Origin of the sequence: Psychrobacillus sp. NEAU-3TGS (assembly GCF_029955155.1) — a bacterium.
In the GTDB taxonomy this organism is placed as follows: Bacteria; Bacillota; Bacilli; order Bacillales_A; family Planococcaceae; genus Psychrobacillus.
Genome location: NZ_JAPNOZ010000010.1, coordinates 654662 through 679876, shown reverse-complemented (window position 1 = coordinate 679876; position 25215 = coordinate 654662). Strand labels below are relative to the sequence as shown.

The window sequence follows — 25215 nt, the reverse complement described above, 5'->3', positions numbered from 1 at the left end:
AGAAAAAGTAGCGGAAGCGATGTTTTTTCTTTATAATAGGAATGATATAGACTTAAACGAACGAGGTGAGGTCGATGTTTGATCGATTACAGTCGGTGGAAGATCGTTATGATAAATTAAATGAATTACTCAGCGACCCGGATGTCGTAAATGATACGAAAAAATTGAGACAATATTCGAAGGAACAATCCGATTTACAAGATACCGTAGATGTATATCGCGAATACAAAGAAGTAAAAAGTCAGCTTCAGGATGCGAAGCTTATGCTAGAAGATAAGCTAGATGCAGACATGAAAGAAATGGTAAAAGAAGAAGTGAATGAGCTGGAGTCACAAATCGTAGAATTAGAGGAGCGACTTCGTGTTTTATTGATCCCGAAAGATCCAAATGACGATAAAAACGTTATTATGGAAATTCGAGGAGCTGCAGGTGGAGACGAGGCTGCGCTATTTGCGGGTAATCTATTCCGCATGTATAGTCGCTATGCGGAGACTCAAAATTGGAAAATTGATGTAATGGATTCTTCCCCTACAGGACTTGGTGGTTATAAAGAGATTATTTTCATGATCAATGGAAACAATGCCTATTCGAAGATGAAATATGAAAACGGCGCGCATCGAGTACAACGTGTCCCAGAAACAGAGTCTGGTGGTCGTATTCATACATCAACAGCAACAGTTGCGGTACTTCCAGAAGTAGAGGAAGTAGATGTAGAAATTCACGAAAAAGATATCCGAGTTGATACTTTCGCATCTTCTGGTGCAGGGGGACAATCGGTTAATACAACGATGTCTGCTGTGCGTATGACCCATTTACCAACTGGTATTACTGTGTCGATGCAAGATGAAAAATCACAAATCAAAAACAGAGAAAAAGCGATGAAAATACTTCGTGCTCGTGTTGCAGATAAATTCTTACAAGAAGCGCGAGCGGAATATGATGCGGTTCGAAAATCTGCAGTAGGTACAGGGGACCGCTCCGAACGAATTCGCACATACAATTATCCACAAAACCGAGTGACAGATCACCGTATTGGATTAACGATTCAAAAGCTTGACCAAATTTTAGAGGGTAAGCTGGACGAAATCGTTAATGCGTTAATCGTTGAAGATCAAGCAGAAAAACTAGAAAGAATGAATGATACAAATGTGTAAAACAATTTATGAGGCCCTTACCCGGGCTTCTTCTTTTTTAGAGGAGAATAATCGGGAAAAAGGAGTCGCACGTTTTCTACTGCAGCATGTCCTAGGAAAAAGTTATTCCCAACTAATGCAAGACTTATATGACGACATATCCACAGAGCATTTTCGAGCCTTTTGGTCATATGTGGAGGACCATAAAATGGGGCGACCGTTCCAATATATTATCGGGCAAGAAACATTTTATGACCGAAGCTTTTTAGTGAACGAACATGTCCTCATACCTCGACCTGAAACAGAAGAGTTAATAGTAGAGGTAATAAATCGAACGAAAAAGCTATTCGGCGCACAAATGGCACCGAAAATCGCGGATATTGGGACTGGCAGCGGTGCAATTGCCATTACGATAAAAAAAGAAATGCCAACTGCAAGGGTTACAGCAACGGATATTTCAGCTGATGCACTGGAAGTGGCTAAACAAAATGCCAAAATCCTAGAAGCGGAAATTGAATTCAAACAAGGGGATTTACTTGCCCCAATTGCAAATGAAGAATGGGATATCATCTTATCGAATCCACCTTATATAGGAAACGAAGAAGCGAAAGAGATGTCCGATACAGTGCTAGATTATGAGCCACATCTTGCTTTATTTGCGGAAGAAAATGGCTTGCAATTATACCGAAAAATGGCGGAGCAGCTCCCGCAAATGATGAAAATTCCTAGTTTCATAGGTTTTGAGATAGGATATGCCCAAGGACCTGCTGTACAAAGTATGCTACAAACAGCTTTTCCAACTGCAACTGTAGAAATTGTAAAAGATATTAATCAAAAAAATAGATTTGTTTTTTGCACAATCGATGTATAAGTTATGAATCTATTGGTAACAATATTCCTAAGGGAGGAATGTTACATGTTACCAGATTACGAGATAAAAAAAGCACCGCGAATTGGCGGGCAAATAGATGCAGTTATTTTCTTTATATGGATGTTGCTACTTATTCAGTTTTGTTTATTTTTTCTTTTCCAACAAGGAGAAGAAGCAGAAGGGTTACGCTTTCGTTTAATTGCCAATAGCAATACCGTCCAAGACCAACAAATAAAAGAAGAAGTCAAAAAAACAATTGAACCGATTTTACTGAAATATAATCTAGATCAGCAACAAGCATATAACGAATTAGAACAAGTTGTGGATAAGTTGTCAGAAAAATTAAATGAAGAGATTCATCTATCCACAGGTATGGCTCTATTTCCACCTAAAGTTTGGAATGAAGGAATTACTTCCCAAACGAATGTCGAATCAATCGTAATATCTATTGGAAATGCACGTGGAGATAACTGGTGGTGCTCGCTATTTCCTAAGGTTTGTTATAAAGAAGAAGTAGAAAAAGAAGAGAAGCCGAAGTTTTGGGTGTGGGAATGGTTAAAAAAGAAGTTTTCCACATAATTACCCACAAATTTCAGAAAGTTATCAACAAATTGTGGACAAAGTAGAGAGAAAGGAGAAAATACGACATGAAAACTGAAATAATGAGTGTGGATAACTTTTTAACAAGAGATCTTAGTTATACACAAGCTGTGGATTTGTTAAGTGCGGGAGAAACAGTTGCGTTTCCAACTGAAACTGTTTATGGTTTAGGTGCTATTGCCACGAGTGAAAATGCTGTGTCTAAAATTTTCGAAGCAAAGGGCAGACCGCAGGATAATCCACTTATTGTTCATATTGGTTCAAAAGAAGAGCTATCCACATTTACACAAAATGTTCCGAGTCTAGCCAAAATATGTATGGATGCATTTTGGCCAGGACCACTTACGCTAGTATTACCTATTAAAACTGATTCGCTTGCTAAAAATGTGACAGCTGGATTAAATACAGTTGGTGTTCGCATGCCGGATCATCCTGTAGCGCTAGAATTACTTAGACGTTTAAAACAACCAGTCGCTGCTCCAAGTGCAAACAAAAGTGGAAAACCTAGCCCAACAAAAGCTGCACATGTATATCATGACCTTAACGGGAAAATTCCACTTATATTAGATGGCGGAGCAACTGGAATTGGATTAGAGTCAACGGTATTAGATTTTACTACGGAAGTACCAACGATTTTACGCCCAGGTGGGGTAACGAAAGAAATGTTAGAAAAAGTAATAGGTCCGGTAAATGAGTCTAAACTTACAGACGAAGGAGAAGCACCTCGTGCACCAGGGATGAAGTATGCGCATTATTCGCCTGATGCTCCTGTCTATTTAATAGAAGCATCCATTTCAACAGTACAACAGGCGATTGAACAAATACATAAGGATGAAAAAAAAGTAGCGTTAATTGCAACCGAACAGTTCACTCTAACAAAAGCAGACTATTATTTTTCATTAGGACAAGAACACCAACTAGAAGATGCTGCTCACTTGCTATACGAAGCGCTAAGAAATTGTGATGAAACAGACGCACATATTATATTAGTCCCAATATTTGCGAAACAGGGTGTAGGAACAGCTATTATGAATAGACTGGAAAAAGCAGCTAATGGGAATTGGTTTGAGAGTTAACTATTTTAATGCCATTCAGGATACTTTATGTATAGGTGTTTTTGGAGAGCTTTGAACTGAACGAGTTCTACACGATTATCGAGAATCCTTGATGTGAAAGAGATGCGATAAAGTAGCATCTCTTTCACATTTTTTCTATAATCGTGTGGTAGTAGTTCCTCCGTCGCTCTCTAAAAGCACAAGTAATCAAAGTGTCAAACCATTTGGGAACGAAAGAAAAATCACTTTCCTATCGAGAGAAAAGCAGCCAAAGAAAAATCATTCGGTAATGATATCAACATGTCTGTCCAAAGTCCTTCGAAACCAATAGAAACAGATTTAAAATATATAGTACGACCTTTGCTTTATGATCTAGGTGTATTCTCTTCCATTCTTTTGCATACATTTAATTATGCAAAAGGACGGGGGAGATTTTTTTGTGGCGTGAAATTGTCGCGGGTGGATTAATGTCAGTAGATGTTCTTATTTTGTTTTCACTCGTACTATATCGGAAGCAAATATTTACACTGGCAGCGTGGGTCGCATCTTTACATATGCTTTTTCCGTTAATTGGTTACTATGCGGGAGCAATCGTGCAAAATTATTTGAAATTTGCAAGTCCGTACTTATCTTCATTTTTGCTAATACTTGTTGGTTTACAGATGATTTTAGCAAGGTCTCCTAAACAAGTGCCGCTTCTATCACCTTATTTACTGGCGGTTGTTGCAAGCATTGATACCTTTTCAGTAAGTATTTCATTTGGTATGCTTGAAGTAGAAAAGTTTCTATTCATTTTAAGTTCGGGCATATTTTCTTATTTGGCTGTATTTATTGCCCAAAAAGTAATTTTCAAGCATGCTTTTCTGAATAGAGGACTTATAATGAAGTTGGCGGGAGTCGGGATTTTAATATTAGGGGTTATAATTTTACGAAATATTTAACAATTTACAACAATATTTGAGGCTAATTATTATATACTAGAGATGGGGAAATGTTACGATGAATATTTTGTTTGTTTGTACAGGTAATACATGTCGAAGTCCAATGGCAGAAGCAATCTTAAAGGCTAGAGATATAGAGAACATCCAGGTCCGTTCCGCAGGTATTTATGCGGTGGATGGGGGAGAAATGTCTCTTAATGGGCAAAAGGTCTTGGAGAAAGAGAGTATACCTTTTACCCATGAGTCCGCTGCGATGAACGAAGCATTAATGGATTGGGCGGATCTCGTTCTAACAATGACTGCATCACATAAGCAAGCGATTATTTATTCATTTCCACAGGCTATTTCCAAAGTGTATATGTACAAGGAGTTTGTGACACCTGAAAATGCACAAGATGTGTCCGATCCTTATGGAGGCGATTTACGTACATATGAGTACACATTCCAAGAACTAAACACACTTACAGACGGACTAGTGAAAAAACTCCAGGGGGATTAGGATGACAACCGAAAAAAAGCGTTACTCATTTGGAATTCAAAAGAAAATTGTTTTATTTGTTACAGTTCTAGCGTTGGTTACATACACAACGAGTGCATTATTCATCAATTTTGTACAGCCGTTACTTTTTGAAAATGCGACAAATTCGCTTGCATTTGAGATTGCTATGTATGCATTAGGAATAATTTGGTCTGGTATACTTGCTTATTTTTTCAGTGGATTAATAATTAAACCTTTATTTCATTTGGAAAAGATAGCAACACTTGCGTCAGAAGGTAAAATCGGTGTAGACGTGGAAGTACCAAAATCGAAAGATGAAATCCAATCTGTTTCTATCGCTTTTCAATCAATGCTTGTCAATTTAAGAGATATGGTTCAGAGCATTGAAGATAATTTTGAGAAAACGAATAATTCGGTGCAACAATTATCACAGCAATCTTCTGTAGCCGCTGATCAGGCAGAAGCGATTGCGCAAACGATTGCACAAATTTCCGAAGGGGCGGAGCATTCGGCTGTCGCTGTACAAGAGACGGTGGAGTCGGTGGAAGACGTTCGAGTGCTGGCCTCTAAAGTCAATATGCGGGCAGAAAAGTCAAACGTACAGTCTAAGGAAATGATTCAAGGCTTGGCTCAAACAACCGAAGTCATTCAATCGCTTGTGAATGGAATCCAACAAGTTGCTACTGGTAGCGAAGCAGCTTTAGTCAATGTGAAGCAGCTCGAAGTAAACGCCGGAAAAGTGGAAAATATTATTCAACTAGTAGGTGATATAGCAGCTCAAACGAATTTACTTGCATTAAATGCATCGATCGAAGCTGCGCGTGCTGGAGAACATGGAAAAGGTTTTGCTGTAGTGGCAGAGGAAGTTCGTAAACTAGCAGATGAGAGCGGCAAAGCTGTTCAAGGGATTTCTTCATTAATCAACGCCATTCAAACTGATGTCCAAACGGTTGTTCATCAAATGACCAATCAAGTAAACTTTGCAGTGGGAGAAGCGAAACGTGTTTCTGAAACGAATGAAGCAGTAGAAGGAATGTCGGATAAAATCCATCATATGGCGGAATCCGTTTCAGAAATTTCTTCATTAGTAGAAAAACAATTAACGAATATCGAAAATACTGCCCGTCAATCTCAAGAGGTAGCTGCTATTGCTGAAGAAACGTCTGCAGGAGCAGAAGAAGTAAGAAGTGCTACAGATGAACAAGCACGATCAATCGAACAAATTGACCGTTTATCGTTCGGATTAAAGCAACAATCGGAAGAATTATTCAAGGTAATTTCGCAATTTGACAGAAATTCGTCAAAATAGATGCTTTAAATACAATTCACTTTACGTGAATTGTATTTTTTTTTGCAGATAAATGGTATGATGAAGTGGAGTACTAAAACAGAAAAGAGGGAACACATTGAAAATTGCAATTTCTTCTGATCATGGTGGAAATAATCTTCGCAAGGAAATTATACAACAACTAGAAGAACTCGGACTTTCTTATGAAGATTTTGGTCCAATGAGTGACGATTCTGTTGACTATCCTGACTATGCAATACCGGTAACAGAAGGTGTAGTAAGTGGGGAGTTTGATCGTGGTATTTTAATTTGCGGTACAGGCATTGGTATGTCGATTGCGGCAAACAAAGTAAAAGGTATTAGATGTGCGTTAGTGCATGATGTATTTTCGGCAAAGGCAACAAGATGCCATAATGACTCAAACGTACTTGCAATGGGAGAACGAGTAATTGGTCCAGGACTTGCAAGAGAAATCGTTGCAACTTGGCTTGCACAAGATTTTGAAGGCGGACGCCACACGCGCCGTGTAGAAAAAATAACCGCTTTAGAAAACTGAGGAAGAAGGGGATTTTCAGATGGAAGCAAAAGATTTGTGGAAAGAGCAAATAGAACAGCTTCTGCTGGAAGTAGAGCAGCAAATTGACTTTCACGAAGATGATCTTTTTGTTGTCGGCTGTTCAACCTCAGAAATTATAGGGCAAAAAATAGGAACTGCCGGTGGTTTAGAAGTAGCGGAAATCTTATATGGACCATTGCAAGCATTTGCGAAGCGTAACAGTGTGCATTTAGCTTTTCAAGGCTGTGAGCATATCAATCGCGCTATAACAATAGAAAGAAAAACGCAAAAGCTTTATAGATTACCGGAAGTTTCTGTTATTCCAGTTGTTCGTGCAGGCGGCTCCATGTCTGCTTATGCGTACACACAATTCCAAGACCCAGTCGTAGTCGAGCAAGTCCAAGCACGTGCCGGCATTGATATAGGACAAACCCTTATTGGTATGCAACTGCAACCTGTAGCTGTTCCAATTCGCGTGTCCACAAAACAAATTGGGGGAGCAATCGTGACGATTGCAAACACACGTCCGAAACTAATTGGTGGAGAACGTGCATTTTACGGTTGATATTAGAGGAGGAAATGAGAAATGCAGAAAATTTTAGCACAAGATCCAGCGGTATACGAAGCGATGCTTGCGGAGAAAAAACGTCAACAATCCAATATCGAGTTAATCGCATCTGAAAACTTTGTATCCGAAGCAGTGATGGAAGCACAGGGTTCAGTTTTAACTAATAAATATGCAGAAGGCTACCCAGGTAAACGCTACTATGGTGGCTGTGAACATGTGGACGTAGTAGAAAATATTGCTCGTGATCGTTTGAAAGAAATTTTCGGAGCAGAGCATGCAAATGTACAACCCCATTCAGGTTCACAAGCGAATATGGCGGTTTATATGACAGCTTTGCAACCAGGTGACACAATTTTAGGAATGAATTTATCACATGGTGGGCATTTAACACACGGTTCCCCTGTAAACTTTAGTGGAATTCAATATAACTTCATCGAGTACGGTGTAAGTAAAGAGACAGAACTAATCGATTACGAGGAAGTTCGAGCAATTGCATTAGAGCACAAACCAAAAATGATCGTCGCTGGAGCTAGCGCATACTCACGTACAATTGACTTCGCTAAATTCCGTGAAATAGCAGATGAAATCGGCGCATACCTATTTGTAGATATGGCTCATATTGCAGGGCTAGTTGCTGCAGGTCTTCATCCAAACCCAGTTCCACATGCGCATTTTGTAACATCAACAACACATAAAACATTACGTGGACCACGCGGAGGATTAATCTTAACAACTGAAGAATTCGCCAAGAAAATTGATAAAACAATTTTCCCTGGAATTCAAGGTGGTCCACTAATGCATGTGATCGCAGCAAAAGCAGTTGCATTTGGAGAAGCACAACAACCTGCATTCAAAGAATACCAAGCACAAGTGATCGCAAACGCTAAAACACTAGCAGATAGTTTAGTAGCAGAAGGTCTTCGTATCGTATCTGGTGGTACAGACAATCACGTAATGCTGGTAGACGTTTCTGCACTTGATCTTACAGGTAAAGTAGCTGAACACGTTCTGGACGAAGTTGGAATTACGGTTAACAAAAATACAATTCCTTATGAAACACAAAGTCCATTCATCACTTCTGGCGTTCGTCTAGGAACACCAGCGGTAACTTCTCGTGGATTCAAAGAAGAGGAAATGAAGGAAATTGCAGCAATCATTGCAAAACTATTGAACAACCACGAAGACGCAGAAGTAATCCAAGAAGCAAAAGACCGCGTTGCAGCTCTAACAAATAAATATCCATTGTACAATTAATACAATAAATTGAAAGTAAGCTACCTTTTTTCATAGAAAGGTAGCTTACTTTTTTTATGGTACATGCGCTTTCAGGAGACATGGATTCTGCTCAATTTTTGCCAATAAATGGTTTAACGAGACAAACTTCACTGTGAACACGACAAACCGGACAAGCAGATCCATATCCGGCATCCTGCAACTCCAAATCTCTAGCCGTATTTTGGATGGAATATGACCATTTTGGAGAAGCTACATAAATAGTAAGATTTTCAGAGGCAAAGATACTAATTTAGCCAGTAATTTTCCGGCGCTAGAGGAGAAATCATAGAGGGCGTTTAATCGAGCTATATTTTGGATCCACGGTCAAGAAATACTTTTTTACAAACTAATGACGCCAGTGTGAATAGACGCAATATTAAGATATGCTATTAGTAGTATGTTCCCTGCGTTTTTTGTTATAATTAATAGAATTTTAAATAAAACCGCGAAGGAGACAAAAATATGCCAAAAGTATTTGTATTTGATCACCCCCTTATTCAACACAAACTAACATATATCCGCAATATCGAAACGGGAACGAAAGAATTCCGCGAACTTGTTGATGAAGTTGCTACACTAATGGCTTTCGAAATCACACGTGATTTGCCGTTAGAGGAAACAGAAGTAAGAACTCCAGTACAAACAACAAAATCAAAAGTATTAGCTGGAAAGAAAATAGGAATCGTGCCTATTTTACGTGCAGGAATTGGAATGGTTGACGGGATTTTGAAATTAATCCCAGCGGCAAAAGTTGGACATGTCGGCCTTTACAGAGACCCAGAAACATTACAACCAGTGGAATATTATGTGAAGCTTCCAGCAGATGTGGCAGAACGTGATTTCATTTTAGTGGATCCGATGCTTGCAACAGGTGGTTCTGCAATTGAGGCAGTTAATTCTCTTAAAACCCGTGGTGCAACGAGCATTAAGTTTATGTGTTTAATCGCAGCTCCAGAAGGTGTAGAAGCATTACAAAAAGCCCATCCAGATGTAGATATTACATAGCTGCACTTGATGAAAAATTAAATGACCATGGTTACATCGTACCAGGTTTAGGTGATGCTGGAGACCGTCTGTTCGGAACAAAATAAAAAACTCAACCCTATTTAAGTGAAAAACTAGTAATGAAAGTAGCTTGACCATAAAAATGGTCCGCTGACAAGTAAGTAGTTTCCACATTTCTTTTAAATTTGTCAAACCGATGTCAAATAAGAAGTATTTGTGAAGTTTTTCACTCTTACCAATTGACATCAAATTGCCCCTATTGTATGCTTACAAAGGATATCAATGATAGGGGTTTCATGCGCGAAACACCTTGTCACATCTACTTTCTACTAGATTCACAGTTTTTACTTAATGCAGGAAAACATGAGGATTCTATTTATGCGTCACACAAGACGTCCGTTACAAGGGATAGCATTATATTCAGCGATTCTCTCACAACTTGTAGGTTCTATATTAATAGGAATATTCACAGGAATGTGGATAGACAAAACATATGGAACCACTCCAATTTTTTTAATAATTTGCTTACTACTAGGTCTTATGTCTGGTGTGTTAGCGCTTATTACTACCATTCGAAAATATAATTCAGGAGACTAATGAACAATGCTAGAAATGCAACGTATTTTTACGAAGCAGAAGAAATACATATTTTTTTTGCTCGCAGTATGTGCGGTAGGTTGGGGATTCACCCCATATTCGACAATTTTTGCAGGCTTAGCACTAGGTTCGTTGTTTGGTTTGTATAATTTCTGGATTCTAACTCGTAGAATGGAGAAATTTGATCGAGTGTTATCTGGTGAAAAAGGACGAGCAGGTTTAGGAACAGTATTCCGCTTTGGATCTGGTATTGCAGCTGTTGCAATTGCACTTGCCCTTCCACAATACATTCATCTTATTAGCACGGTAATTGGTTTAATGATTCCCTATGTTCTGCTTTTAGTAGAACGAGTTATGTTTCATTCAAAAAATCAGTAATGAGTATGTGAAAGAGAGGTGAACAAATCGTGGAACATGCAAATCCCACATTTAAGTTTCTAGGGATGTACGGTAACTGGTCCAATATTTTAATGCTTGCTGTTACTACACTCATCGTATTTTTGATCGCATACATAGCGACAAGAAACTTGAAACTTAAACCAACTGGTATGCAAAACTTCATGGAGTGGATTATGGACTTCGTGAAGGGCATCATTAAAAGTAACTTCGATTGGCAAACAGGTGGACGATTCCATATTCTTGGTATTACATTAATCATGTTTATCGCAGTAGCGAACGTACTAGGACTTCCGTTTTCTATCTCATATGACGGAGTACTTTGGTGGAAATCTCCAACCGCAGATCCAACAGTAACAATGACACTAGCAGTAATGATTCTTCTATTAACGCACTATTATGGTATAAAAATGAAGGGCTTGTCGGAATATGGGAAAGACTTCTTAAAGCCACTACCATTCCTATTACCTTTAAAGATTATTGAAGAATTTGCAAACACGTTGACACTCGGTCTTCGTCTTTACGGTAACATCTATGCAGGGGAAGTTCTATTAGGACTACTTGCAGGTTTAGCAACATCTAGTATTTTTGGCTTTGTTGGAGCAATTCTTCCAGCAATGGCATGGCAAGGTTTCTCTCTATTTATAGGCGGAATCCAAGCGTTCATTTTCGTTATGTTAACAATGGTGTATATGTCGCACAAAGTGTCGGCGGACCATTAATATAATTGCTTGATTTTTAAGCAAAATAAAACAAAACAACATTCCAAGGAGGAAATTAAACAATGGTAGGTTCAGTTGGTCTTTTAGCAGCAGCTATAGCAATCGGTTTAGGTGCACTTGGTGCAGGTATTGGTAACGGTCTAATCGTTTCAAAAACAGTAGAAGGTATCGCTCGTCAACCAGAAGCTCGTGGAGCTCTACAAACAGTTATGTTCATCGGGGTAGCATTAGTTGAGGCGATTCCAATCATCGCAGCAGTTATCGCGTTCATCGTATTAAACAAATAATAAACATAGACAAGTCTATAATGGCGGAAACTAATCCGCCATTCTCTTTATGAATTAGAAAACAATAATAAAATATTTACATGATAAAAGCAAGATTTTAAAAGCAAGATCTCTTAATAGCGTTTGAAAGGAGTGAAACAATCGTGTCTTTTGATTACCTAGTCCTTGGTGCTAGTGGCCATGACGGATTAAACATTTGGGATATCATCGCTACACTATTCTTCTTCTTATTACTAATGGCTCTTTTGAAGAAAGTAGCATGGGGTCCACTTATGGGAATTATGACTCAACGTGAAGAGTTAATCGCAAGTGAAATCGAAGCAGCTGAAAATAGTCGCCAAGAATCACAGCGTTTACTTGAAGAACAACGTGACTTACTAAAAGAAGCGCGTACAGAAGCATTAGCGATTGTTGAAAATGCGAAGAAGCAAGGAGAAGCATCTCGTGAAGATATTATCACGACTGCTCGTACCGAAGCTGCGCGTTTGAAAGAATCAGCTGTTCGTGAAATCGAGACAGAAAAAGAAAGAGCGATTGCAGCAGTACGACAAGAAGTAGTTTCACTTTCTGTACTTGCAGCGTCGAAGGTTCTTGAAAAAGAAGTTTCGGAAGAAGATAATCGTGCGCTAATCGAGGCAACGATTGCGAAGGCAGGGGAAGCTAATTGAGTAATTCAACTGCAGCAAAACGATATGCAATCGCATTATTCGAGCTAGCACAACAAAAAAACGAAATTCCATCTGTTGAAAATGATTTACGTGAACTTAAGCTTGTTTGGAATGGCAACAAAGAAGTGAAGACATTATTCACTTCACCGAAGCTATCACTAGATAAGAAAAAATCGTTAATTCGTGAGATTTTCAAAGATGCTAATCCGATTGTCATTAATACGCTATTAGTATTGATTGATAAGAAAAGATTAGGTGAAGTATCAGATATCATTACTGAATTTATGGCACTTTCGAACGATGCACAAGGTATTGCAGACGCGAAAGTATATACGACTCGCGAGTTATCAGAACAAGAACGTGCAAACGTTTCAGCTGTATTTGCGAAAAATGTCGGAAAACAATCTTTACGTATTCAAAACATTGTAGATCCATCCATTATTGGTGGAATGCGTGTTCAAATCGGAAACCGCATTTACGACAGCAGTCTAAGCACGAAGCTAGATCGTTTAAAACGTAATTTGATCGGTTAATATTATGAATTTTGAGAGGTGACATACATGAGCATCAAAGCTGAAGAAATCAGTGTCTTGATTAAACAGCAGATTGAGAATTATGAATCTGAGATGAAAGTTAGCGATGTTGGTACAGTTATCAAAATTGGTGACGGTATTGCCCTTGCTCATGGCCTTGACAACGTCATGGCTGGAGAACTTTTAGAATTCTCAACTGGTGTATTAGGTATGGCACAAAACTTGGAAGCGAACAACGTTGGTATCGTTATCCTTGGACCATACACTGACATCAAAGAAGGCGATGAAGTACGTCGAACTGGCCGTATTATGGAAGTTCCTGTAGGGAAAGAATTGATTGGTCGCGTTGTAAACCCACTTGGCCAACCAGTTGATGGACTAGGTCCAATCGCAACTACAAAAACTCGTCCAATCGAAAGTCCTGCACAAGGGGTTATGGCACGTAAATCTGTTCATGAACCACTTCAAACAGGTATTAAAGCGATTGACGCACTTGTTCCTATCGGTCGTGGTCAACGTGAGTTAATCATCGGTGACCGTCAAACAGGTAAAACAACTGTAGCAATCGATACAATCCTTAACCAAGCAGACCAAAACATGATCTGTGTTTACGTTGCAATCGGTCAAAAAGAATCGACTGTACGTAATGTAGTTGAAACACTTCGTAAAAAAGGTGCTTTAGACTATACAATCGTTGTTACTGCATCAGCATCACAACCAGCACCATTATTATACTTAGCTCCTTATGCTGGTGTAACTATGGCAGAAGAATTTATGTTCGAAGGCAAGCACGTGTTAATCGTTTATGATGATTTATCTAAACAAGCTGCTGCTTACCGTGAACTTTCATTACTTCTTCGTCGTCCTCCAGGTCGTGAAGCATATCCAGGGGATGTATTCTACTTACACAGCCGTTTACTAGAGCGCGCTGCGAAGTTAAATGAAACACTTGGTGCAGGTTCAATCACTGCATTACCGTTCGTTGAAACGCAAGCTGGGGATATCTCTGCTTATATTCCAACAAACGTTATCTCAATTACAGATGGTCAAATCTTCTTACAATCTGACCTATTCTTCTCGGGCGTACGTCCAGCGATCAATGCTGGTTTATCTGTATCTCGTGTAGGTGGTTCAGCTCAAATTAAGGCAATGAAAAAAGTTGCGGGTACACTACGTCTAGACTTAGCAGCATACCGTGAACTAGAAGCATTCTCTCAATTTGGATCAGATCTTGACGCTGCAACTCAAGCAAAACTTAACCGTGGTATGCGTACAGTAGAAGTATTGAAACAAGACTTGAATAACCCGATCAAAGTGGAAAAACAAGTTATGATTTTATACGCTCTAACTCGTGGCCATTTAGATGATATTCCAGTAAAAGATGTTACTCGTTTCGAAACAGAACTTAATAGCTGGTTAGATTCAAACCACACAAACGTTTTAGATCATATTCGTACGACTAAAGACCTTCCTTCAGATGAAGATATGTCAAATGCAATCAATGCATTTAAAAAGACTTTCGCTAAATCTGAGTAATTCTAAAGTCTAAGTGAAAAAAAACGATAAGGTGGTGAAATACCAGTGGCATCATTACGCGATATTAAAGGTAAAATTACGTCAACAAAGAAAACAAGTCAGATTACGAAAGCTATGCAAATGGTTTCAGCTTCTAAATTGAATCGTGCGGAGGAAAATGCGAAAGCATACGTTCCTTACATGACGAAAATTCAAGAAGTAGTAGGTGCAATTGCAACAGGAACAAGCGACGGAGCACATCCAATGCTAACTTCTCGTCCTGTGAAAAAGACTGCATATCTTGTTATAACGGCGGATCGTGGCTTAGCTGGTGCGTATAATAGTAATATTATTCGTGCAGCATCTAATGCAATAGCGGAGCGACATTCTTCGAAGGATGAGTATGTTATCTTTGCAATTGGTCGTATGGGACGTGACTTCTTCGTGAAACGTGGTTCGAATGTAATCGGAGATGTAATAGGTTTACCAGACCAACCTGCTTTTTCTGATATTAAAGAAATAGCGCGCAGAGCTGTTGGTATGTTCACGGATGGTACATATGATGAACTTTATATGTACTATAACCACTTTGTCAGTGCCATCTCTAGTGAAGTTACAGAGAAAAAGGTACTGCCACTTACGGATCTTGCAGTAGAAACAGGCACAACTGCTTCTTATGAATTCGATCCTTCAGCTGAAGCGATTCTAGAAGTGTTACTTCCACAATATGCGGAAAGCCTAATTTTTGGTGCATTACTCGATGGTAAAGCAAGTGAACATGCTATGCGTATGTCCGCGATGAAGTCTGCAACAGACAACGCAACTGACTTAATTGGTAACTTAACATTAGTTTATAACCGAGCACGACAAGCAGCAATTACGCAAGAAATTACGGAAATTGTCGGCGGTGCAGCGGCTCTTGAATAGTCTATGAAAGAAAAGTAAGACAGGAGGGAACAGTAGTGAACAAAGGACAAGTACTACAAGTAATGGGTCCAGTTGTTGACGTTAAGTTTGACAACGGACAATTACCAGCTATTTATAACGCTTTAACTGTAGCGATTGAACGTCCAAACGAAGCGCCTACTACGTTAACGCTAGAAGTAGCTTTACACTTAGGAGATGACGCTGTTCGTACTATTGCAATGGCATCAACTGATGGTCTTAAGCGCGGTACGGAAGTAATTGATGCTGGTGCAGCGATTTCTGTTCCTGTTGGTGACGTAACACTAGGACGTGTATTCAACGTATTAGGTGAAGTTATCGACTTAGGAGAAGAAATTTCAGTGAATGATCGTCGTGATCCAATTCACCGTTCAGCTCCAACATTTGAAAATCTTTCAACAGAAGTTGAAATTCTTGAAACAGGTATTAAAGTAGTAGACCTACTTGCTCCATATATTAAAGGTGGTAAAATCGGTCTATTCGGTGGTGCCGGAGTAGGGAAAACAGTTCTTATCCAAGAACTGATTAACAATATCGCACAAGAACACGGTGGTATTTCGGTATTCGCTGGTGTTGGTGAGCGTACACGTGAAGGAAACGACTTATTCCATGAGATGAGCGATTCTGGCGTTATTAAGAAAACAGCAATGGTATTCGGTCAAATGAACGAGCCACCTGGTGCACGTATGCGTGTTGCCTTAACTGGTCTTACAATGGCTGAATATTTCCGTGATGAACAAGGTGCAGACGTACTATTATTCATCGACAACATTTTCCGTTTTACACAAGCTGGTTCGGAAGTATCCGCACTATTAGGTCGTATGCCTTCTGCTGCTGGTTACCAACCAACACTTGCAACGGAAATGGGTCAATTACAAGAGCGTATCACGTCTACTAATACTGGTTCGGTTACATCTATCCAAGCGATCTATGTACCAGCCGATGACTATACGGATCCAGCTCCAGCAACAACATTTGCTCACTTAGACGCAACAACAAACCTAGAGCGTAAATTATCTGAGATGGGTATCTACCCAGCGGTGGATCCTCTAGCTTCTTCTTCTCGTGCGCTTTCACCAGAAATCGTAGGACAAGAGCATTATGAAGTAGCACGCCAAGTGCAATATACTTTACAACGCTACAGAGAGCTACAAGATATCATTGCAATCTTAGGTATGGATGAATTAGGGGACGATGACAAATTAACGGTTAACCGTGCGCGTCGTATTCAGTTCTACCTATCTCAAAACTTCCACGTTGCGGAACAATTTACTGGTCAAAAAGGTTCATACGTTCCAGTTAAAGAAACAGTTCAAGGATTTAAACAAATTCTTGAAGGACAATATGATCACCTTCCAGAAGATGCTTTCCGTCTAGTTGGACGTATTGAAGAAGTAGTTGAAAAAGCGAAAAGCATGGGCGTAGAAGTATAATAAATCGGACCAGGAGGTAAAAATATGAAGACACTTACAGTCAATATTGTCACTCCCGACGGCCCGGTATACGATTCTCAAGTCGACATGATCATCGCTAAAACAGCATCCGGTGAAATCGGTATTTTACCTGGACATATTCCAACAGTTGCGCCACTTGTTATAGGTGCCGTTAAACTGAAAAAAGATGGGAAATCCGAGTACGTAGCAGTAAACGGCGGATTTGTTGAAGTTCGTCCTGAAAAGGTTTCGATTCTAACACAATCAGCTGAAGTTGCTTCCAATATCGATGTAGCTCGTGCTAAAGAATCGATGAAACGTGCAGAACAACGTCTTCAAGGAAAAGCAGATGCAACAGATTTTAATCGTGCAGAGCTTTCCTTGAAACGTGCGATGAATCGTATCAACGTTTATGAGGGTAACATTTAACTATATTTTGCATTATGGAACGGGCAGATAAAGTTCTGCCCGTTTTTTCTTGAATACATAGTTTGCAATGTTATAATACTAATCTAGTGATTTTTTTGTAGTTAACTAGTAAGCGAAGGAATATAAAACGGAGGACGATGAAAAATGAGTTTATTAAATAGCGAACAAGCAGTACTTGCGATTTTAGCAAATATTTTTTTTATCGGAATTTCTTTTTATGCATTACAGGCACTTATGCTGGACAGAATAATTAAAAAGAATCATGTGTTTCAAGCACAGCTTTTATTCATTTTGGCTAGCATTACAATAGGCTCAACTGTCGCAAATTTTTTCTTAAACCTTACTGCATGGTCAGATCAATTACAATTTTTATTTAATTAAAAAACCGATCCTATATGCTCATGCAAATATTGGACAAGTTTGTATGAGCATGTAGAATCTGCTCGTATTTCCTGGGAAATAGTTTGTCGAATAGGTTTTGTTCAACGCTTGAACGGGTACTGAAAATTATCTACACGAAAAGCCTGGGTATTACGTATAATAGAACAAGAAAATATACTGAATTAGACATTGAAAATAGTGTTTTTGATGCTTGTATATAGTCGAATTACGTTGTATGATGAATATTGTTTTGAATACCTAAATATGACATCATACATATTTCTTTTATATAAAGCAAATGAGGATAAGAACGCGGAGGGAACGAAGTGGATAAAATCATTGTTAAAGGTGGCCAAACGTTAAACGGGAAAGTTAGAGTAGAAGGTGCAAAAAACGCAGTTCTACCAGTACTTGCTGCGGCTTTGCTCGCTACAAACGGAAAAAACGTTATTAAAGATGTGCCTACACTTGCAGATGTTTTGACAATAAACGAGGTTTTAAAAAGTTTAAATACAGAAGTAGTATATAATCCTGAAAAGAATGAAGTGATTATTGATTCACAAAATAGACTTTCAAGCGAAGCTCAATTTGAGTATGTGCGCAAAATGCGTGCATCTATCCTTGTAATGGGTCCTATTTTGGCGCGCAATGGTTTTGCTCGTGTTGCGCTACCTGGAGGCTGTGCGATTGGATCACGTCCGATTGATCAGCATTTAAAAGGATTTGAAGCAATGGGTGCTGAAATTTCTTTTGGTAATGGCTTTGTCGAGGCAAAAACAAATGGTCGTTTACAAGGTGCCAAAATTTATCTAGATGTACCAAGCGTCGGTGCAACAGAAAACATTATGACAGCAGCAGCTCTTGCAAAAGGCACTACTGTTATCGAAAATGCTGCAAAAGAACCGGAAATTGTCGATTTAGCTAACTTCATCAATGAAATGGGCGGTAAAGTCAAAGGTGCTGGTACAGATACAATCCGTATCGAAGGAGTAAATGAACTTCACGGCACAGAACACCATATCATCCCAGATCGTATAGAAGCAGGTACTTTTATGGTAGCAGCAGCTATTACAAAAGGTGATGTAATTATCGAAAATGCCGTACCTGAGCATATGACTGCTCTAATTTCGAAAATGCAAGAAATGGGCGTAGAAATCACTGAAGAGGAACAGGGCCTTCGTGTGAAAGCTAGTGGAGATTTAAAATCTGTTGATATTAAAACAATGCCGCATCCTGGTTTCCCAACTGATATGCAATCACAAATGATGGCATTAATGATGACTGCACACGGAACTGGCATTATTACAGAAACAGTTTTTGAAAATCGTTTTATGCACGTAGAAGAATTTCGCCGTATGAATGGCAACATGAAAATTGAAGGTCGCTCCGTTATTATGGAGTCTCCATCTAATCTTCAAGGTGCAGAAGTCGGTGCAACAGACTTACGTGCAGCAGCAGCATTAATCATCGCAGGCTTAGTTGCTAATGGTATCACACGTGTAACAGAGCTATATCATTTAGATCGTGGTTACGTGGACTTCGACAAGAAGCTTGCAGCACTTGGTGCAGACATCGAACGTATTGGAACAGAGAACCCTGAAAAAGCAATACAATTTGTGTAATATTATATGTGAAGCATTATCCATGTATTCGTGGATGGTGCTTTTTTTGTGTTTGGTTGCTTTTGTTTGGGAGCTGGTTGCCTTCGCTAGGGGATTGGTTGCTCTCGACAATAAACTGGTATCTGTCAAAGTAAGTTTGGTTGCCCTTTGCGACTTATTTGAAGACGAGCCTCTTTTTCCGAACGCCTAGCTACTAGTGTAGTTGTTACCTTTAGTTGGTTGCTCTGATCGAAGAATTGGTTGCCATTTGCCACTTATTAGTAGAGAAGCTACTTGATTTTCCTGCTTGGCCACATTATTTATTAAAATTCATCGTATATTTTCTGCTTCGGGACTGTCCTGTTTTGATTAGCATGGGATTGTTTAAAATTTTTGTTGCCTCATACTTATTGTTCAGCTGTAAATATTGTTGGCATTCCTGATTAGATATTGTGCTTTTATAGATGAGAAAATAATCTTTTAGTGCAGATTCGTGTGCATAACGATGAGAGGATTTGCATTTTGGGCAATACGAATTTCTAATTACTTTTTTCATTCCAATCAATCCACAGTGCAAACATTCCACTCCTTTTCGAAGTGAGCTGGGATTTATATCAAAATGATTGGTTAAGGGAAATGGCTGAAAATCGATATTTTCTTTTAGAAGTAAATACTTTAAGTTTTCTAGCTGTGCGGGAGATAGGATGCAAGGACTAGCTTGGAGTTTCCGTATATGCGGTTTGATTCCTCTTCGGAATAATATCGTTTTATTTCTTGGAGGGTCTTTAATAATGCTAGAAGAAAAGGGGAAAGCGACGGCGCTAAAGACAAGTAATGAAATGTGATTTGCTTGAAACAGTCGTTTCAATTGGATTTCGTATTCTTCTAATTGAAGAAATGGATTGTCAAAAGCAAGTGTTTCCTTTGTTGCAAGTGATCTAATCATTTGTTGGTCTGTAAAGGTAATTTCTCCTTTTATATTTTTTACTTCTAAAATTAACGCATAGTACTGGGTAATAATTAGTATATCCATTTGAAAAAGAGTTTCGGAATCCAACAATACATCATGGAAAACGTAGAATTTATACGGTAAATCTAGCTGCTCAATCATTTTCATCACAGCTTCCTCTCCAATATTACCAGCAGCTATTTGATAGTATTCCTCCTGAATCTTAGAAAATTTTAAATGGTTTTTAGGAGTTCTTTAATATAGAGCCTGCAAAGCTTCTGCATATAGCGAAGCCGAATAGTTTTTGACTATCATCATATCACCTCGCAAATAGCTTAGCATAATCTATGGAGATATTAGAAACGGCAGAAATAGCGTTTTGGCATTGTTTTTTTACAAGGGAATGAAGTAGAATTTGCATTCCGAATGGAAACTAGCATCAAAAAATCAATTTTGCCATAAATTTTTTTATATTGGTTGCTTTCGTCATTTAAATAGTCGCCCTTCGCCGTTATTGGTTACTAATTCCGTTCAACCTTCACTGTGCGCAAAAAAATCCACTCATGAGAACTTCCTTCTTAGCATATAGTTGTCCCATGAAACAAAATATCCTACTACTAATCCTATGCATCGGTCTCTTGTTATTACCCTTTTTATTGATCAAAGAAAAGCATGACGCTAAACCTGCACCAGTAGTCGATAAAGTATTAGAAGTAGACTGCCCAATACTAATAGAAGTGGAAGGGGTCAAGGAGAAAATCCCTCTTGAAACATACGTACTAGGTGTCGTGGCTGCAGAAATGCCTGTTTCCTTCCATGAAGAAGCATTAAAGGCCCAATCTATCGCTGCAAGGACGTATGTGCTAAGAGAAACAAACTATGGGGAAAAGTCGATCGACAAAACAGTGCAAAAACAAGTATACGCAACAACCGAAGACCGCAAGAAGAAATGGGGGGCCTCCTTCGAAGCATATGAGGACAAGCTTCAACAGGTTATCGCAGCAACAGAAGGAGAAATTATTGTTTACCAAGATCAACTGATCACTGCTATGTTCTTTTCTTCTAGTAACGGCCAAACAGAAAGCGCGGAAAATTACAGTGGATATGCAATTCCTTATTTGGTCTCCGTACAAAGCGAGGCGGAAGAACAATATGCTCCGAATGTAAAGAAGCAATTTGAGTTCACCCAGAGAGAGTGGGCAAAGGCTTTTGGTATAAAGTGGTCTTCTAACATAGCAACTAGTTTTCAAGTTACAAAGACAGATACAAATCGTGTGGAGTCGATTCAAATGAACGGCAAAACATGGACAGGTAGAGAAGTTAGAGCTCTACTTGGATTACCTTCCACTGATTTCACAGTAACTTTTCAGAATGATAAAGTGGTAGTAAACACTGTGGGATATGGGCATGGGGTAGGTATGAGCCAGTACGGGGCTGAGGTCCTTGCCAACAATAAAGTAAGCGCTCACGATATTTTATTGCACTATTATAAAGGAACAGAAATAAAAAGTTTTTCAGCATGTTTAAAATCTCCTTGATTTGCCAACAATGCAATTGAGGTGATGAAAATGAGAGAAGAACAATCAAACAAGACTTCTCAGAAGAAGAAAAACAATCCGAAAAAGCCATGGTTTTGGCCACTAGTGTATACTGGTTTTTCGGTAGTATTCGTAGGAATGATTTGGGGGTACAATGTCTATGTGAGCAATGATTCAGCAGAGGATGCTGAATGGAGCAAAACTGGTGAAGAACCTGATAAAGTAGCAATTGAAACAAATGCTCAAACAGAAACGCTGAAATATCCATTTGAAGAAGCACTGTTTGACAAAGTGGAAGTTGTACAACATTATTACGACATGGAAGCTGATGAAACGACTCGTGAAAAATCACTACTCGTATTCAATCAAACTTACAGAACAAGCACAGGAGTCTCCCTATCTATGAATAGCGAACCTTTCGAAGTAGTAGCTGCTATGAGTGGAAAAGTAGAAGAAGTAAATTTAGATCCATTTGTAGGAGATGAAATTGTCTTATCACATGCAAATGGTATGCAAACAAAATATCGCTCAGTCACTGGCATTCTAGTAAAAGTTGGAGACGAAGTAGAACAAGGGCAGCCTCTTGCATCTACATCAGAGAATGAATGGAATCCAACAGCAGGTAACCACTTGCAATTTGAAGTACTTGAAAACGGCGTACTTGTTAATCCGGAATCATTACTAGCTTTTTAATTCATAATACCTTATACGTATGCATAAAGTGATGAAAAGTGTTCCTTTACTAACGAAAGGAAGAGTTGGTGCACGAAACGATTCGTCATAGATGTATACGTTTAGGTGAAATGGTCATTGAAACGAAAAAAACTGTCCGTGCCATCGCGAGCACAACCGGTCATTCCAAAAGTACTGTTCATAAGGACTTAACGGAAAGACTTCATTTAGTAGATCCGCAGCTAGCAAAAGAAGTGAAAGAAATTCTTGCGTATCATAAATCGGTCAGGCATTTGCGAGGTGGAGAAGCTACGAAAAGAAAATGGAAGTCAAAAAAGGAAGATAGAAAAGGTCGTGATTTGTAAAATCACGGCTTTTTCTTATGGATCGAACAGAGAGAAAACCTAGATTGGTTGCTCTCCCTCACAAACTAGTTGCTCTACCATAGGATTTGGTTGCTTTCACAGAGATCTAGTTGCTTTCAGGATCCAATTGGTTGCTCTCCGCTCGATTTGGTTGCCCTTATCCATTCATTTCCAATCATGCACCGACGTTCTTCCCAGTTATATCTCTTTTTTAGCTTTAGCGTAAAACTGTTTCACACAACTACCACTCCTCAATTAATTACCCTCCTCCATAAATTTATTTCCCCCAGTCATTCCCCACAAATTCTACCTAATACGTTACTAAAAAAAGTGTAATTCTGACAAAACTATGATAAAATAATAAGTTAGAGACGTATGGAAATATACATATAAAAGGTTCTGACAGGGAAGGAGAAACACTGTTAATGTTTGCGAAGGATATTGGAATAGATTTAGGTACTGCGAACGTACTAATTCATGTAAAAGGAAAAGGGATTGTATTAAACGAACCTTCCGTTGTAGCCATAGATAGAAATACCAAAAAAGTGCTTGCAGTAGGCGAAGAAGCTCGTCAAATGGTTGGGAGAACTCCAGGTAACATCGTAGCGATTAGACCCCTTAAAGACGGTGTAATTGCCGATTTTGATATAACCGAAGCCATGCTCAAGTATTTCATCAATAGTTTGAATGTAAAAGGATTTTTGTCCAAACCACGCATTTTAATTTGTTGTCCAACAAACATTACAAGTGTCGAACAAAAAGCAATCCGTGAAGCTGCAGAGAAATCTGGCGGTAAAAAGATATACTTAGAAGAAGAACCAAAAGTGGCGGCGATCGGTGCCGGCATGGATATATTCCAACCGAGCGGAAATATGGTTGTGGATATAGGAGGCGGTACAACTGACGTTGCAGTGCTATCAATGGGCGATATTGTAACTTCCGAATCCATTAAAATTGCTGGGGACGTTTTTGATAACGATATTCTTCAATATATTAAAAAAGAATATAAACTTTTAATCGGGGAACGTACAGCAGAAGATATTAAAATGACGATTGGTACAGTTTTCCCAGATAGCCGTAAGGAAGAAATGGATATTCGCGGGCGCGATATGGTAACAGGACTTCCACGAACGATAACGATCCATTCAGAAGAAATAGAAAAAGCATTACGAGAATCAGTTTCTGTTATTGTACAAGCTGCCAAAAATGTGCTTGAAAAAACGCCACCTGAATTATCCGCTGATATTATTGATCGTGGTGTCATTATAACTGGCGGGGGAGCTTTGCTTCATGGTATGGACCATTTACTCATGGAAGAATTGAAAGTACCAGTATTTATTGCAGAAGCACCAATGGATTGTGTCGCAATTGGAACCGGAATTATGTTAGATAATATTGATAAAATAAGTAGACGCTAGTTAGAAAAGTGGTAGCGCCTATCTCTGCCACAACGGGCAACGTTCTTCTGAGACGAGCTGTGCGCAGGAGCAAGGCGCTGCAACTAGACATAAGAATTAAACAAATTAGAGTGGAGGCTTTCTCATGTTTCGTGGATTTCATACAGTTGCATCGGGAATGATTGCGCAACAACGTAGAACAGAGTTGCTGACTAATAATATGGCAAATACAAATACACCAGGATATAAAGCAGATCAAACGACGATTCGTTCTTTTCCGGAAATGCTGATGTCTAGACTTGGGCCTACTAAAATACCAACGGAAAATGCTATACATGGAAAGTATGCAGCAGAAATTGGTGGACTAGGAACAGGTGTATATATGCAAGAGACAATTGCATTATTAACACAAGGTCAATTGCAACAAACCGAGTTAAATACGGATATTGCCTTGATCGATGGAGCACTTCCTGTAGACGAGGAAACTGGTCAAACTGGCGCAGTATTTTATCGTTTGCAGCATCCAGAAGAAGGAGAAGCCTACACTCGAAATGGTAATTTCACGTTAGATGCGGCAGGCTTTTTAACGAATGCACAAGGACTATATGTGCTGGATAATAACGGGGAGCGGATTCAACTGCAAAATGATGATTTTCGATTAGCCGAGGATGGGCAGATTTTTGTAAATGATGCTTCCGTTGGACAAATAGGTGTATCATTTGCAACGCAGCCAGATACGTTAATAAAACAAGATAATGGTCTATTCCAAACGGCAGACGGCACAAACCTACCATCTGCTTACGATACAGCAAACGTGAGCTTCTCTATGCAGCAAGGGTATATTGAACGTTCAAACGTCGATGCACAAAAAACGATGACAGAACTATTAACCGCATACCGAGCATTTGAAGCAAATCAAAAAGTACTGCAAGCATACGACCAAAGCATGCAAAAAGCAGTGAACGAAGTTGGAAGAGTAAACTAATGAAGAAAGGA

28 protein-coding genes and 1 pseudogene are annotated in these 25215 nt (G+C 39.1%); 28 read left to right on the top strand and 1 reads right to left on the bottom strand.

Translation table 11 applies throughout. The features are described 5' to 3' along the window. Positions 1-74 precede the first annotated feature (74 nt). From prfA to murA, 23 genes and pseudogenes are all read left to right on the top strand, one after another. Positions 75-1154, top strand: a complete 1080-nt coding sequence (gene prfA, locus OR571_RS11765; protein ID WP_282242983.1) for a peptide chain release factor 1 — start codon at positions 75-77, stop codon at positions 1152-1154. Next, on the top strand, positions 1138-2004 hold the full coding sequence (gene prmC / locus OR571_RS11760; RefSeq protein ID WP_282242982.1) for a peptide chain release factor N(5)-glutamine methyltransferase: 867 nt from the start codon (positions 1138-1140) through the stop codon (positions 2002-2004). Before prfA ends, prmC begins: the two co-directional genes overlap by 17 nt. Before the next feature lie 45 nt (positions 2005-2049). Next, on the top strand, positions 2050-2583 hold the full coding sequence (locus OR571_RS11755; RefSeq protein ID WP_282242981.1) for a stage II sporulation protein R: 534 nt from the start codon (positions 2050-2052) through the stop codon (positions 2581-2583). Between the two features lie 68 nt (positions 2584-2651). Continuing rightward, positions 2652-3680 (top strand): L-threonylcarbamoyladenylate synthase, encoded by a 1029-nt coding sequence (locus tag OR571_RS11750; RefSeq protein ID WP_282242980.1) that lies wholly within the window; start codon positions 2652-2654, stop codon positions 3678-3680. A gap of 416 nt (positions 3681-4096) precedes the next feature. Continuing rightward, on the top strand, positions 4097-4600 hold the full coding sequence (locus tag OR571_RS11745) for a manganese efflux pump (protein WP_282242979.1): 504 nt from the start codon (positions 4097-4099) through the stop codon (positions 4598-4600). Positions 4601-4658: 58 nt separating this feature from the next. Next, a complete protein-coding gene (locus OR571_RS11740; protein ID WP_282242978.1) occupies positions 4659-5099 on the top strand; it encodes a low molecular weight protein arginine phosphatase in 441 nt (146 codons plus the stop codon). 1 nt (position 5100) lies between these two features. Then, positions 5101-6408 (top strand): methyl-accepting chemotaxis protein, encoded by a 1308-nt coding sequence (locus OR571_RS11735; protein WP_282242977.1) that lies wholly within the window; start codon positions 5101-5103, stop codon positions 6406-6408. A 97-nt stretch (positions 6409-6505) separates the two neighbouring features. Continuing rightward, positions 6506-6943, top strand: a complete 438-nt coding sequence (rpiB, locus tag OR571_RS11730; RefSeq protein WP_282242976.1) for a ribose 5-phosphate isomerase B — start codon at positions 6506-6508, stop codon at positions 6941-6943. A gap of 19 nt (positions 6944-6962) precedes the next feature. Further along, positions 6963-7508 (top strand): TIGR01440 family protein, encoded by a 546-nt coding sequence (locus tag OR571_RS11725; RefSeq protein ID WP_282242975.1) that lies wholly within the window; start codon positions 6963-6965, stop codon positions 7506-7508. Between the two features lie 21 nt (positions 7509-7529). Beyond that, entirely contained in the window at positions 7530-8765 is a 1236-nt protein-coding gene (gene glyA / locus OR571_RS11720; protein ID WP_282242974.1) for a serine hydroxymethyltransferase, read from the top strand. Positions 8766-9248: 483 nt separating this feature from the next. Next, positions 9249-9877, top strand: a pseudogene (upp, locus tag OR571_RS11715) (uracil phosphoribosyltransferase). 292 nt (positions 9878-10169) lie between these two features. Next, complete coding sequence (locus OR571_RS11710; protein WP_282242973.1) at positions 10170-10388, top strand: AtpZ/AtpI family protein; 219 nt, start codon at positions 10170-10172, stop codon at positions 10386-10388. Between the two features lie 6 nt (positions 10389-10394). Continuing rightward, positions 10395-10766, top strand: a complete 372-nt coding sequence (locus tag OR571_RS11705) for an ATP synthase subunit I (RefSeq protein WP_282242972.1) — start codon at positions 10395-10397, stop codon at positions 10764-10766. Between the two features lie 29 nt (positions 10767-10795). Further along, the gene (gene atpB / locus OR571_RS11700; RefSeq protein WP_282242971.1) at positions 10796-11506 is read left to right on the top strand and encodes a F0F1 ATP synthase subunit A; all 711 of its coding nucleotides are present in this window, start codon (positions 10796-10798) and stop codon (positions 11504-11506) included. Between the two features lie 62 nt (positions 11507-11568). After that, on the top strand, positions 11569-11793 hold the full coding sequence (gene atpE / locus OR571_RS11695; protein ID WP_053590520.1) for a F0F1 ATP synthase subunit C: 225 nt from the start codon (positions 11569-11571) through the stop codon (positions 11791-11793). Between the two features lie 143 nt (positions 11794-11936). Next, complete coding sequence (gene atpF / locus OR571_RS11690; protein ID WP_142537925.1) at positions 11937-12461, top strand: F0F1 ATP synthase subunit B; 525 nt, start codon at positions 11937-11939, stop codon at positions 12459-12461. Continuing rightward, positions 12458-12994 carry a F0F1 ATP synthase subunit delta gene (locus OR571_RS11685; RefSeq protein WP_282242970.1) on the top strand — a complete coding sequence of 179 codons (537 nt, stop codon included), beginning with the start codon at positions 12458-12460 and terminating at the stop codon, positions 12992-12994. Before atpF ends, OR571_RS11685 begins: the two co-directional genes overlap by 4 nt. A gap of 27 nt (positions 12995-13021) precedes the next feature. Further along, positions 13022-14530 carry a F0F1 ATP synthase subunit alpha gene (gene atpA / locus OR571_RS11680; RefSeq protein ID WP_142537923.1) on the top strand — a complete coding sequence of 503 codons (1509 nt, stop codon included), beginning with the start codon at positions 13022-13024 and terminating at the stop codon, positions 14528-14530. 45 nt (positions 14531-14575) lie between these two features. Continuing rightward, positions 14576-15436, top strand: a complete 861-nt coding sequence (atpG, locus tag OR571_RS11675; RefSeq protein WP_282242969.1) for an ATP synthase F1 subunit gamma — start codon at positions 14576-14578, stop codon at positions 15434-15436. A 35-nt stretch (positions 15437-15471) separates the two neighbouring features. Beyond that, positions 15472-16887: a F0F1 ATP synthase subunit beta gene (gene atpD, locus OR571_RS11670; RefSeq protein WP_282242968.1), complete on the top strand. Its 1416-nt coding sequence runs from the start codon at positions 15472-15474 to the stop codon at positions 16885-16887. Positions 16888-16911: 24 nt separating this feature from the next. Further along, a complete protein-coding gene (locus tag OR571_RS11665) occupies positions 16912-17316 on the top strand; it encodes a F0F1 ATP synthase subunit epsilon (protein WP_142537920.1) in 405 nt (134 codons plus the stop codon). 144 nt (positions 17317-17460) lie between these two features. Continuing rightward, positions 17461-17697: a DUF1146 family protein gene (locus OR571_RS11660; protein ID WP_282242967.1), complete on the top strand. Its 237-nt coding sequence runs from the start codon at positions 17461-17463 to the stop codon at positions 17695-17697. Positions 17698-18023: 326 nt separating this feature from the next. Further along, the gene (gene murA / locus OR571_RS11655; RefSeq protein ID WP_282242966.1) at positions 18024-19319 is read left to right on the top strand and encodes a UDP-N-acetylglucosamine 1-carboxyvinyltransferase; all 1296 of its coding nucleotides are present in this window, start codon (positions 18024-18026) and stop codon (positions 19317-19319) included. A gap of 295 nt (positions 19320-19614) precedes the next feature. Here murA and OR571_RS11650 read toward each other — a convergent pair whose 3' ends face one another. Further along, positions 19615-20433: a nuclease-related domain-containing protein gene (locus OR571_RS11650; RefSeq protein WP_282243153.1), complete on the bottom strand. Its 819-nt coding sequence runs from the start codon at positions 20431-20433 to the stop codon at positions 19615-19617. Between the two features lie 410 nt (positions 20434-20843). Between OR571_RS11650 and spoIID the strand changes: the two genes are divergently transcribed. From spoIID to OR571_RS11625, 5 genes are all read left to right on the top strand, one after another. Beyond that, positions 20844-21785, top strand: coding sequence for a stage II sporulation protein D (gene spoIID / locus OR571_RS11645; protein WP_282242965.1), 942 nt, complete (start codon positions 20844-20846; stop codon positions 21783-21785). Positions 21786-21815: 30 nt separating this feature from the next. Then, positions 21816-22478, top strand: a complete 663-nt coding sequence (locus OR571_RS11640) for a M23 family metallopeptidase (protein WP_282242964.1) — start codon at positions 21816-21818, stop codon at positions 22476-22478. 68 nt (positions 22479-22546) lie between these two features. Continuing rightward, positions 22547-22822 (top strand): sporulation transcriptional regulator SpoIIID, encoded by a 276-nt coding sequence (locus OR571_RS11635; protein ID WP_142537915.1) that lies wholly within the window; start codon positions 22547-22549, stop codon positions 22820-22822. A gap of 425 nt (positions 22823-23247) precedes the next feature. After that, on the top strand, positions 23248-24240 hold the full coding sequence (gene mreB / locus OR571_RS11630) for a rod shape-determining protein (protein ID WP_282242963.1): 993 nt from the start codon (positions 23248-23250) through the stop codon (positions 24238-24240). Between the two features lie 124 nt (positions 24241-24364). Next, positions 24365-25204, top strand: coding sequence for a flagellar hook-basal body protein (locus OR571_RS11625; protein ID WP_282242962.1), 840 nt, complete (start codon positions 24365-24367; stop codon positions 25202-25204). Positions 25205-25215 lie beyond the last annotated feature (11 nt).

Coding starts and splice junctions, on each gene's coding strand:
- prfA (WP_282242983.1), top strand. CDS start 75: ATGTTTGATCGATTACAGTCGGTGGAAGATCGTTATGATAAATTAAAT.
- prmC (WP_282242982.1), top strand. CDS start 1,138: ATGATACAAATGTGTAAAACAATTTATGAGGCCCTTACCCGGGCTTCT.
- OR571_RS11755 (WP_282242981.1), top strand. CDS start 2,050: ATGTTACCAGATTACGAGATAAAAAAAGCACCGCGAATTGGCGGGCAA.
- OR571_RS11750 (WP_282242980.1), top strand. CDS start 2,652: ATGAAAACTGAAATAATGAGTGTGGATAACTTTTTAACAAGAGATCTT.
- OR571_RS11740 (WP_282242978.1), top strand. CDS start 4,659: ATGAATATTTTGTTTGTTTGTACAGGTAATACATGTCGAAGTCCAATG.
- OR571_RS11735 (WP_282242977.1), top strand. CDS start 5,101: ATGACAACCGAAAAAAAGCGTTACTCATTTGGAATTCAAAAGAAAATT.
- OR571_RS11725 (WP_282242975.1), top strand. CDS start 6,963: ATGGAAGCAAAAGATTTGTGGAAAGAGCAAATAGAACAGCTTCTGCTG.
- glyA (WP_282242974.1), top strand. CDS start 7,530: ATGCAGAAAATTTTAGCACAAGATCCAGCGGTATACGAAGCGATGCTT.
- OR571_RS11710 (WP_282242973.1), top strand. CDS start 10,170: ATGCGTCACACAAGACGTCCGTTACAAGGGATAGCATTATATTCAGCG.
- OR571_RS11705 (WP_282242972.1), top strand. CDS start 10,395: ATGCTAGAAATGCAACGTATTTTTACGAAGCAGAAGAAATACATATTT.
- atpE (WP_053590520.1), top strand. CDS start 11,569: ATGGTAGGTTCAGTTGGTCTTTTAGCAGCAGCTATAGCAATCGGTTTA.
- atpA (WP_142537923.1), top strand. CDS start 13,022: ATGAGCATCAAAGCTGAAGAAATCAGTGTCTTGATTAAACAGCAGATT.
- OR571_RS11665 (WP_142537920.1), top strand. CDS start 16,912: ATGAAGACACTTACAGTCAATATTGTCACTCCCGACGGCCCGGTATAC.
- OR571_RS11660 (WP_282242967.1), top strand. CDS start 17,461: ATGAGTTTATTAAATAGCGAACAAGCAGTACTTGCGATTTTAGCAAAT.
- spoIID (WP_282242965.1), top strand. CDS start 20,844: ATGAAACAAAATATCCTACTACTAATCCTATGCATCGGTCTCTTGTTA.
- OR571_RS11640 (WP_282242964.1), top strand. CDS start 21,816: ATGAGAGAAGAACAATCAAACAAGACTTCTCAGAAGAAGAAAAACAAT.
- mreB (WP_282242963.1), top strand. CDS start 23,248: ATGTTTGCGAAGGATATTGGAATAGATTTAGGTACTGCGAACGTACTA.
- OR571_RS11625 (WP_282242962.1), top strand. CDS start 24,365: ATGTTTCGTGGATTTCATACAGTTGCATCGGGAATGATTGCGCAACAA.